The sequence below is a fragment of the Aurantibacter sp. genome (genome assembly GCF_039941195.1).
GTDB lineage: Bacteria > Bacteroidota > Bacteroidia > Flavobacteriales > Flavobacteriaceae > Aurantibacter_A.
In genome coordinates this window covers 24786-35601 of sequence record NZ_JBDVFA010000009.1, presented here as the reverse complement: position 1 = coordinate 35601, position 10816 = coordinate 24786, and the positions used below count along the sequence as shown (strand labels likewise).

The 10816-nt window shown below is 34.8% G+C and carries 10 protein-coding genes and 1 pseudogene; 2 read left to right on the top strand and 9 right to left on the bottom strand.

What is annotated here, in order from left to right; translation table 11 throughout:
* From ABJF52_RS01245 to surE, 5 genes and pseudogenes are all read right to left on the bottom strand, one after another.
* Positions 1 to 286, bottom strand: a pseudogene (locus ABJF52_RS01245) (ComEC family competence protein); the annotation flags it as partial.
* Position 287: 1 nt separating this feature from the next.
* The gene (locus ABJF52_RS01240; protein ID WP_348145121.1) at positions 288 to 860 is read right to left on the bottom strand and encodes a C40 family peptidase; all 573 of its coding nucleotides are present in this window, start codon (positions 858 to 860) and stop codon (positions 288 to 290) included.
* Positions 861 to 959: 99 nt separating this feature from the next.
* Entirely contained in the window at positions 960 to 2081 is a 1122-nt protein-coding gene (gene lpxB / locus ABJF52_RS01235) for a lipid-A-disaccharide synthase (protein WP_348145118.1), read from the bottom strand.
* Between the two features lie 35 nt (positions 2082 to 2116).
* Positions 2117 to 2398 (bottom strand): hypothetical protein, encoded by a 282-nt coding sequence (locus ABJF52_RS01230; RefSeq protein ID WP_348145116.1) that lies wholly within the window; start codon positions 2396 to 2398, stop codon positions 2117 to 2119.
* On the bottom strand, positions 2391 to 3170 hold the full coding sequence (gene surE / locus ABJF52_RS01225) for a 5'/3'-nucleotidase SurE (protein ID WP_348145113.1): 780 nt from the start codon (positions 3168 to 3170) through the stop codon (positions 2391 to 2393). The genes ABJF52_RS01230 and surE overlap by 8 nt, the downstream gene beginning before the upstream one ends.
* Before the next feature lie 194 nt (positions 3171 to 3364).
* Here surE and ABJF52_RS01220 point away from each other — a divergent pair, with 194 nt between their 5' ends.
* Complete coding sequence (locus ABJF52_RS01220) at positions 3365 to 5485, top strand: carboxy terminal-processing peptidase (RefSeq protein ID WP_348145110.1); 2121 nt, start codon at positions 3365 to 3367, stop codon at positions 5483 to 5485.
* A gap of 77 nt (positions 5486 to 5562) precedes the next feature.
* Here ABJF52_RS01220 and msrA read toward each other — a convergent pair whose 3' ends face one another.
* On the bottom strand, positions 5563 to 6114 hold the full coding sequence (gene msrA, locus ABJF52_RS01215; protein ID WP_348145107.1) for a peptide-methionine (S)-S-oxide reductase MsrA: 552 nt from the start codon (positions 6112 to 6114) through the stop codon (positions 5563 to 5565).
* Positions 6115 to 6131: 17 nt separating this feature from the next.
* Positions 6132 to 6587, bottom strand: coding sequence for a peptide-methionine (R)-S-oxide reductase MsrB (msrB, locus tag ABJF52_RS01210; protein ID WP_348145104.1), 456 nt, complete (start codon positions 6585 to 6587; stop codon positions 6132 to 6134).
* A gap of 147 nt (positions 6588 to 6734) precedes the next feature.
* Between msrB and ABJF52_RS01205 the strand changes: the two genes are divergently transcribed.
* The gene (locus tag ABJF52_RS01205; RefSeq protein ID WP_348145101.1) at positions 6735 to 7547 is read left to right on the top strand and encodes a DNA/RNA non-specific endonuclease; all 813 of its coding nucleotides are present in this window, start codon (positions 6735 to 6737) and stop codon (positions 7545 to 7547) included.
* Here ABJF52_RS01205 and rodA read toward each other — a convergent pair.
* Together rodA and ABJF52_RS01195 are read right to left on the bottom strand one after the other, a co-directional pair.
* Complete coding sequence (gene rodA / locus ABJF52_RS01200; RefSeq protein ID WP_348145098.1) at positions 7544 to 8830, bottom strand: rod shape-determining protein RodA; 1287 nt, start codon at positions 8828 to 8830, stop codon at positions 7544 to 7546. The two genes, ABJF52_RS01205 and rodA, sit on opposite strands and share 4 nt — an antisense overlap.
* 10 nt (positions 8831 to 8840) lie before the next feature.
* Entirely contained in the window at positions 8841 to 10751 is a 1911-nt protein-coding gene (locus ABJF52_RS01195) for a penicillin-binding transpeptidase domain-containing protein (RefSeq protein ID WP_348145096.1), read from the bottom strand.
* Positions 10752 to 10816: the final 65 nt, after the last annotated feature.

The following is a 10816-nucleotide window of genomic DNA, read 5'->3' as shown; positions in this document are numbered from 1 at the left end:
TTGTTGTTTTTGTGTTTTCAAAATTGGTATAATCACTTTTTAGATTTTTTGTATTTGAAAGTGCTGTTGTTAAAATGCCTATTGAAATAGTAAGTAAAAAAGTGGTACACCCGAAAACTATACCTTTTCTGTTTCTCTCTTTAAAAAATATAACAGCGAGAGCTGTAATAAGTACAATTGTTGAAATAAGAGCAGTAGAAATATTAGGTCTAAAAAACGAACCAATTAAAATACCAAGAATAAGAAACGCTGTTAGCTTTATGGGTACAAAGCGTAACAGCTGCATTTTAAAGTATGCGATTTGCCTTTACAAAGGCCGAATTCCAATAACCTTCTCTTAGAGAAGAAACTATAACACCTCGTGAAGAACTAGCATGAATAAACTTTATTTCATCTCCAGTCGCAACAACCATACCTACGTGATTAATACGTTTGCTTCGTCGACTTGTTTTAAAAAAAAGAAGATCTCCTTTTTCCACGTTTCTAACATTAATTCTTTTGCCTTCCTCGGCCATATGATACGATACACGTGGTAACGATACATCGTGTTCTCCAAATGCTACATATAGTAGTCCAGAACAATCCATTCCTTTTTTAGTGGTTCCTCCAAATTTATATCGCGTGCCTGAAAAAGTAAGAGCGGTGTTAATTATTTCATCTGCTTTGGAAATCGATATTGTATTCTTCTTTCTTTCTATAGAAGTTCGTTTTGTTGGTGTGCCCTCAACACTTACATGTGGTCTTTTTTCAGAAGCGTTTACAGTTACCGAACGCGATTTTGAAGAAGTACTGTTTTTCCTCGAAACACCACAACTACACACGAAAAGGCATAACGAGATGTATACTAATCTTTGCATCATCAAAGTAGATTTTGTTCTATGGGGATACTCAAAATTATACATTTTTTTTCAAAATGAATTTTTGAACCCTAAATTTTCGAGCTTAAAACCTGATAATACTTATTTCGAAGGTATATTTTTAATAATAGATTTGGCTGTATTGCTACTAGCCCCTTTTCCACCTAACTTCTTTTCGAGTTCAAAGTAGGCTTCAATTTGTTGTGTTCGTTTCGAGCCATCTAAGATGCTATTTAGCTCCTTTTTAAGGTTTTTAGTAGTAAGGTCGTTCTGAATTAATTCCTTTACAACCTCTTTGTCCATTATTAAGTTTACTAAGGATATATAATCTAATGTAATTATGCGCTTTGCAATTTGATACGACAGCCAATTTGCCCGATAACAAACTACTTGTGGTACTTTATATAATGCGGTTTCTAATGTAGCAGTGCCGCTAGTTACCAAAGCTGCATAGGAAAGACTTAATAAGTCGTAGGTTTGGTTAGAGACGAAATTAATGTTCTTACCATTTATAAATGTTTTGTAAAAATCATCTTCCAAACTTGGTGCACCTGCAATAACAAATTGATAATCATTGAAATGTTCCACAACCGAAAGCATAAGTTCAAGCATCTTTTCAACTTCCTGCTTTCTGCTCCCCGGTAATAATGCAATTATTGGTTTAATTGGGTCGAGATTATTTGAAGTTCGAAAATTTTCATCATCTGGTTTGGGTGAATTATGAATAGCATCTATTAGGGGGTGTCCAACAAAATTAACTTTGTATTGATGTTTTTTTTCATAGAATTCTTTTTCAAAAGGAAGAATTACATGCATTTTATTTATATCTCGTTTAATGCTTTCAATTCTACCTTCTCGAGAAGCCCATATTTGTGGAGATATATAATAATTGGTATTGTAGTGATTAACTTTTGCCCATTTGGCTATTCTGAGATTAAATCCTGAATAATCGATAAAAATAATAGCATCGGGCTTAAATTCAGCTATATCCGCTTTGCAAAATTTTATGTTTTTAGAGATTCGACCAAGGTTCATAATCACTTCTAAAAACCCCATGAATGCTAATTCTTTGTAATGCTTTACCAAGTGAGCGCCAGCAGATTCCATAAGATTACCTCCCCAACAGCGAATATCAGCATTAGAATCCTCCGCTCTTAATGCTTTAATTAAGTTGGATCCGTGTAAATCGCCTGAAGCTTCACCTGCTATTATGTAGTACTTCATACTTTTGAATCACATTTTTGTAGTTCCATTGAACTTTAGAACATCTTGTAATATAAGATGATTAATGCCGATATTATGGTAGCTATTAAAACACCTCTAGCTCTTTCATCTCTTCTAATTCTTAGAAAACCAAAGAAAGCTATTAGATTAAGAATGGCTCCTAAGGCTAATAAACTTCCTAAATGACCTTGTTTTAAGGCCACTTCAAAAGTTTCAACCAAACCCAGTTCTGAAAAGAATAAAACATATGCTAGCGTACCAACTGTGTTGGCAATAATGCCTACAATAAAACCTATAAATATTTCTTTTTTATTCATGAAGATTCCAGTTATTTAGACCTTGAATGGCGTGATGCGCCGTTAAATCAAATTGCGTAGGTACCACCGATATATAGCCTTTAGATAATGCATACTCATCTGTGTCTTCCCCTTTGTCCAATAATTCAAATTCACCCGTAAGCCAGTAGTATTCTTTGCCCATTGGGTTGGTGCGTTTGTCAAAACGTTCCTTCCAGTTCGCTCTTGCTTGTCGGCATATTTTAATGCCAGCAATTTCCTCCTTTTTAAGTTTCGGAATATTCACATTTAGAACAACTCCTTTAGGAATTCCGTTCTCTAAAGCAGATTTAACAATTTTTATTATCGCTTCTTTAGCGGGTTCAAAATCTGCATTCCATGAAAAATCGCATAGCGAAAACCCTATTGCAGGTATTCCTTCAATACCTGCCTCAATGGCAGCACTCATTGTGCCAGAGTAAATTACGTTTATAGAAGAGTTTGACCCATGATTAATGCCGCTTACGCAAATGTCTGGTCTTCTTGTCAAAATTTCTTGAAGCCCTAGTTTAACACAATCTGCAGGAGTTCCACTGCACGAATATGCTAAATGCCCTTCACTGTCATCATCGGAAGAAATTTTGGCAGAGAATAGGGCGTAATCCAGTGTTATAGCATGACCTTGGCCAGATTGCGGACTGTCAGGAGCTACTACAACTACATCACCTATTTCTTTCATAAAACCAACAAGAGCGTTGATGCCTGGAGCCGTTACGCCATCGTCATTTGTGACAAGAATCAAGGGTTTTTGCATTCTACATAATTTAAACCATAAAAATACGTTTAAAAAGAGATATGACCTCGCGGTCGTTTAACAAAAAATTAATGCCAATGGTCCCAAAATGGCATGGTTTTTTCAGTATCTTAGGGATTTAGATAAATAATCAAGGATGTTTATTGGCAATCATCCTCCGAAAAAATAGATTGTCTTAAAACTAAACAAATTCTATGAAGAATAATTTAGCCTACGCATTGTTAGTAATGTTAATAGCAGTTGCCTCGTGTAGCTTTACCAATAAATCTTTTGAAAATACAGATGATAAGGATAAGTTACTTCTAGAACTTATTACCTATGTTCTTGAAAAAGGACATTATGATCCAAAGAATATAGACGACGATTTCTCGGTAAGCGTATTTGAGGATTTTATTGATGTTTTGGATCCTACAAAACGTTATTTTATTGAAGAAGACATCATGGAATTTGAACAATACAAATTTCAGATAGATGATCAAATTAAAAATACCGATATCGCATTTTTTAATATTGTACATGAGAGATTAATAAAAAGAATGAATGAAGCTAAAAGTATTTATAAAGAGGTTTTAGCTACTCCGTTTGATTATACTGCAGATGAAACTATAAATATTGATTATAAAGTAGAATCTTTTGCTGCATCAAAAAATGATTTGAAACAACGTTGGAGAAAGCAGTTGAAATATGCAACTATGGGTACTTATGATTCTAAGCTAACTGATGTTGCTGAGGATAAAGATCCATTAACTCCTACGGAAGCTGAAGAATCTTCTAGAGCTTCTACTCAAAAAACACTTGACGAATTTTTTGATTTTGTGGACGATCTACAACGTAAGGATTGGTTTGTACAATACATAAACACTATTGTAGACGAATTTGACCCACATACGTATTATTTCGCTCCAGAAGAAAAAGAGAAGTTTGATACTAGTATGTCTGGTAAGTTTGAAGGTATTGGTGCTCGATTAAGAAAAACAAATACTGGTGCTAAAATTGAAGGTATTATTTCTGGTGGTCCTGTATGGCGCGATCAGCGTATTGAAGTTGGCGACGAAATTATAAAAGTTGGTCAGAATGGTGGTGAGGCTGTAGATATCGTTGGTATGCGGTTAGATGATGCTATTAAAATGATTAAAGGCCCAGAAGGTACTGTTGTTGACCTAACAGTTAAGAAAATAGATGGTTCGCATGAAGTTATTTCGTTGACAAGAGACGTTGTTGAGCTGGAAGAGTCTTTTGCGAAATCGGCAAATATTTTTAAAGAAGATAAAAAATACGGAATAATTAATTTGCCTAAGTTCTATGTGAATTTTGAAGATTACGGTGAGCGTAATGCGGCAACTGATGTTGCTAAAGAAGTAGAGCGCCTGAAAGAAGAAGGTGCTGAAGGTTTAATATTAGATTTAAGAGATAACGGTGGTGGTTCATTGAAAACGGTTATAGAAATGGCCGGTTTGTTTATCAAAGATGGACCTGTGGTGCAAGTACGTTCTTCAGATGACGGTAAAGAAGTGTATGATGATAAAGATGAGCGTATTCAATGGGACGGTCCTCTTGTGGTGTTGGTAAACGAATTGTCTGCATCTGCATCTGAGATATTAGCTGCTGCCATGCAGGATTATAAGCGCGCCGTGGTTATCGGAAGTAAGCAAACTTTTGGTAAAGGAACGGTACAGAATGTAATTCCATTAGAAAATATTGTACGCAGTAACGAACATGGCGATTTAGGTGCTATAAAACTTACTACTCAAAAATTTTATCGTATTAATGGAGGGTCAACGCAATTAGAAGGTGTGAAGAGTGATGTTGTTGTACCGGACAAATACAGTTATATCGATTTAGGTGAGCGTGATCAAGCGAATCCACTTAAATGGGATAAAATTTCACCAGCAAAATATACACCATGGGATGGATATATTGATTATGATAAAACTATTGCAAAGAGTAAGAATAGATTGGCGAATAATGCTCAAATTAAATTGATTGAAGAGAATGCACAGTGGATTAAATCCGAACAAGATGAAACTGTAATTTCTTTGAAATATGATGTGTATAAAGAAGAGGTTAAAAAAGATAAAGAAAAGTCAGATTATTTTAAGAAAATGGCTGATTACGATTCGCATTTGTCTTTTAAATCTTTACAGTATGAACAAGAATTGTTTACTAAAGATTCTGTATTACGTGAAAAAAGAGATCGTTGGCACAAGAATTTAGCCAAAGATGTATACGTTGAAGAAGCAGTAAACGTTTTACAAGATTTACAAATGAATACTATTAAAAAGAATAATTCGAAATTGGCCAGTGTAAAAGGATAATATTGGTAAAATAGATTATATAAAAAAGCCTGCTTATTTTTATAAGCAGGCTTTTTTTGTTTTAAAACAAATACAATTTATGTTCTTACCTTTTTTAATTTGTCCGCATGCATTTTACGTAACTTAGATAACTTAGGCGTTATTACAGCACTGCAATACCCTTGAGTGGTGTTGTTATTGTAATAATCTTGATGATATTCTTCGGCATCATAAAATGTTTCTAATGCACTTAGTTCAGTAACAATAGGATTTTCATAAAACGCTGCAACTTCACTAATTACCGCCTCAGCAATTTCTTTTTGTTCTTTATTATGATAATATATTACAGAGCGGTATTGTGTTCCAACATCGCCACTTTGTCTATTCAATGTCGTAGGGTCATGACTTGTCATAAATACAATAAGTAAATCTTGATAAGATATTATATTTGGATTGAAACTAACCTGCACAACCTCTGCGTGCCCAGTTAATCCTGAACAAACTTCCCTATAAGTCGGTTTTCCAGGTGCATTGCCACCGGTATAACCAGAGACTAATTTCTCTACTCCATTAATTCGTTGTAATACAGCCTCAATACACCAAAAACATCCACCACCAAGTGTTGCTATTTCTAAATTTTTATTGATCATTTTATTCCTCCTCTTTTTTAAATTGTTGTAGTTGGTTGTAGTTTCATGGACTCAGAATTTATGCAGTAACGTAATCCACTTGGTTTAGGCCCATCTGGAAAAACATGTCCTAAATGTCCATCGCAACAATTACATAGCACTTCTACACGAACCATCCCGTATGAAGTGTCTCTTATATATTTTATCACATTTTCTTTTATCGGCTGTGTAAAACTAGGCCAACCTGTTCCTGATTCAAATTTAATAGTTGAATCAAATAAGGGTTCATTACAACAAACACAATTGTATAAGCCGGCTTCATGAATACCACAGAGCTCGCCAGAATGAGCAGCTTCAGTTCCTTTGTTGCGCGTTATTCTAAATTGTTCTGAGGTTAAAATCTCACGCCATTCCGCTGCTGACTTTTCTACTCGCCTATCAGGCTCTGGATTACCATTAAGCGAAAAGTGAATAACATCTTTCCATGTAAGCATACTTTATATCCTTTCTTTTATAATATTAAATTACTCCTTACAAAGTAAATAAGTATTCTGATAAATGTCCTTAAATAGTTGAATTATCTTATCATTTCTTACAGTTCTAATCGTGTGATTGCTCATTATTTAATTTACTTTTGATGCATGAGAAGTGCGACTAAGAATAAATCTATTTATACTATTCTACTTTTAATATGTGTAATTGGGTTTTGGCTATTTGATAATTTTTATACTCCAGATACCTATTCAGCACAGGAAAATGATGGCCCAAGTACTGAAATTTCTGCTTTTAATTTACCTAGCTCTACAACGGGGGAAATAGTGAATCATCAACATTTTACACTTTCGTATAACGAGCCGTATGAGCAAGCAGAATGGGTTGCATATACTTTGAAAAAAGTACATTTGACTTATGATGATCGCAAGCGGCCATATTTTATAGAAGACCCTGAAGTAAGGACTAAATCTGCTGATTGGCGAAATTATAAGGGGTCAGGTTATGACCGCGGACACTTGTGTCCTGCTGGTGATCGTAGATTTTCAAAACAGGCATATAACGAAACTTTTTATACCAGTAATATTAGTCCCCAAGACAGAGATTTTAATGCAGGGGTGTGGAATAGATTAGAACAAAAGGTGAGACAATGGGCCAAAAAGTATAATACAATTTTTGTGGTTACCGGTGGTGTGCTTAAAGATGGTTTAAAAGAAATTGGTGATGAAGACGTAGCGGTACCCAATCATTACTATAAAATTATAGCACGTAGCGAAGGGGATAATATTAAGATGATTGCATTTTTAATGCAGGGAAAAGAAAGCTCTAAACCTTTACAGAATTTTACTGTTCCAGTTGATGAAATTGAAATGTTGACCGGAATAGATTTTTTTGAAAAACTACCAGATACTCTAGAAGCTAAACTTGAAAGTACTAACGTAAAAAGTAATTGGAAGTTTTAATAACCTTCTTTCATTCTGTTGGCATCTAATTTTAAAAATATAAAAAGTAATGCCGTAAAACCGAGCATACTTGACCCTCCGTAACTAAAATAGGGTAGTGGTATACCGATAGTTGGTAATAGCCCTATCACCATGCCTACATTTATAAAATAATGTATGAGTAAAATTGAAATTACACCATAACCATACATTCTACTAAAATCGGTTTTTTGCCGCTCAGCAAGAAATACCAATCGCAATAACATTAATGTAAATATTATTACCACCGAAGCAGTTCCTAAAAATCCCCATTCTTCTCCAATTGTTGTAAAGATGTAATCCGAATGTTGTTCCGGTACAAAATCACCTTTAGTACGCGTTCCCTCTAAAAATCCTTTACCCCAAAGGCCTCCAGATTCAATCGCTTTTTCTGATTGATAACTATTATAACCTATTGTTTTACGAATCTTTTCTAGTTTCTGTGGGTCTTTTTCAAGGCGTAACCATAAACTAAATCGATCTCGGTGCCTTTGTTCAAAAACATTATTAAAAACAAAATTTACTGAAAGCGAAAAAAGTAAGGTAGCTACTATTGCTCCGGTTACTGGTAGTACCGGAACTTTGAACTTTTTCTTTTTTAACATCATAAAAAGTAAAAGTATTAGCGCAATACTTATTGCTATCCACACTGTACCAAACATTAAAGTGATAACAAAAACTAAGATGGCGAATAATCCTATGCCTAAATAGTAAAGTGGTAGACCTTCTCTAAATATTACAAATGTCATCGCAAAGAAAACCAATGCACTCCCTGGATCTGGTTGTGGAATAATTAATAATGCAGGTATAAGTAAAATAAGAAACGCATACCACTGATCTTTGCGTCGTCTGATATCAGTCTGTATATCGCTGAGGTATTTCGCAAGTCCTAGAGCTGTCGCAACCTTTGCAAATTCTGATGGTTGCAGGTTGAAAAAACCTAAATCGTACCAAGATGTAGCTCCTGCTATAGTTTTTCCAAAGAGAAATAACCCTAACAAAAGGGCCATCGCAATAATGTAAAATAGACTTGAAAAACGTTCGTAGAAATTTGGATCGAGACTTAAAAGGATTACTGTCGATGCAAAACTTGTAAGTATAAAGAAAAGTTGTTTACCATGTAGGGTGCTAAAATCAAATATAGAGTTGTCAGTATCTATAAATGTGCTCGAATAAATATTTACCCAGCCAATTAAAACCAAGAGCAAATAAAACAAAACGGTTAACCAATCAATTCTTTTAAGAATACTTCTACCTACTGCCATACTTCTTTCTTTAACGGACCTCCGTTTCTTTTTTTATAGCATGGTTGCTCCTCCAATTGTATTCATTTATTTTAAATGGCTCACCACTATACGGTTTAGCATATTCAGATTCTAAAGTTGTTGATAACATGGTTCTCTCAAGATCTTTCCGTGTAATATGACCTTTTAAATATTTCTCAATTAATAAAGATGCAATATGTCCAGCATATCTGGAACCATAGTAGCCATTTTGAATATATACTGCTAAAGCAATTTTTGGATTGTTAACCGGTGCAAAGGCAACGAAAACGGAATTATCGGTCAACTGGGTTCTTACGCTATCGATAACCATAAAATTCTCTACGGTACCAGTTTTACCTGCAATTTCGATATCTGGAATTTGAACACCTCTAGCAGTACCCAAATGATAAACATCAGCCATTCCTTGTACTACAGGTTCAAAATGCTTTCTATCTATAGTAGTGTTTTTACGTTCCGTAAACTTAGGGATTGTAATGTCCTTACCTTCTATCTTTTTTAAGATGTGCGGTGTAAAATAATGACCTCTATTTGCAATCGCAGCTGTCATATTAGCTAATTGTATAGGGGTTACATTTACTTCCCCTTGTCCAATAGCATTAGAATAGGTAGTTGTTGCTGACCATCTTCTATCTCCCTCGCCATACCATTTATTGTACAATGCTGTACTAGGCACTGTACCTGGTCTACCCGTGTATAAATCGGAGCCTAAATACGACCCTAATCCAAAACTACGAACATGACCTTCCCAGGCATCCATAGCTTCTGCATTAGATGGAAATTGCTCAAAAATCTTTTTGTAGGCACCAACAAAATACGCATTACAAGATTTATAGATGCCGTTATTTAAATTTCTAGATCCTCCACCGCAGTGGCATCCTTTTTTACTTCTTCCAATATAAAAACCATGATGACAGGTAAATGTCGTTGAAGGTGTCACTGCTCCTACCTGTAATGCAATAAGTGCGTTTATCGCCTTAAATGGAGAACCCGGACTTTTTTCAAACGAAATAGATCGGTCAAAAGTTGGTTTTGAAATGGAATCATAATGTAATTTGCTATAATTTGCAGAACGTTTACGACCTACTAACAACGATGGATCATATGTAGGACCAGAAATCATAGTCAAAATTTCACCAGAAGAAGGTTCAATGGCTACAATGCCTCCCCATTTACCATGCATTAATTTCTCACCATATTCCTGTAAATCTTTGTCAATAGTAAGCGTTATTTCTTTTCCTTGTATGGGCTGTACATCTAACTCACCATCTTTATACTTCCCAATGTCTCTATTAAAACGATCTTTCTGAATGTACTGAATTCCCTTCCTTCCACGTAAAGTATCCTCATAAACCTTTTCTACTCCAGTTCTACCCGTTAATTCACCCTGTACGTATAATGGGTTATTAGCTAAATCGCGACTGTTTACCTCACTAATATATCCTAAAACATTAGCGCCAGAATTGGTATCGTAATAACGTAACGAACGTTTTTGAATATAAAATCCAGTGTAATGGCGCATTTTTTCTTGAAGCCGCGCATAATCCTCTTTGGATAATTGCGGTACTAAAACAGATGGAAGTCTTGGTGAATAATGACGTGCTTTTTTGAGCTCCTTAATTAATTTTTCGTGCTCTAAATTTAATAGACTACAGAACTCTAATGTGTCAAAGGCTTTTACTTCTCGCGGAATAACCATAACGTCGTAAGCTGGATCATTACCTACTAATAGTTTCCCATTACGATCATAAATATAACCACGTTCCGGGTAGTCATAAATTTCTTTAATTGCGGGATCTCCTGCGAGATCAGGGGAAAAACTAAAAATTTGTAAATAGGAAAGCCTACCGAGAAAAATGATCCCGATTATTACAATGATAGATGAAAGTAAAAGCTTTTTCATCAGAGTGAGAATTACTGTTTTTAAATGGAAATTAAATTTTCCTAAATTCTATATTCACTAAGTTT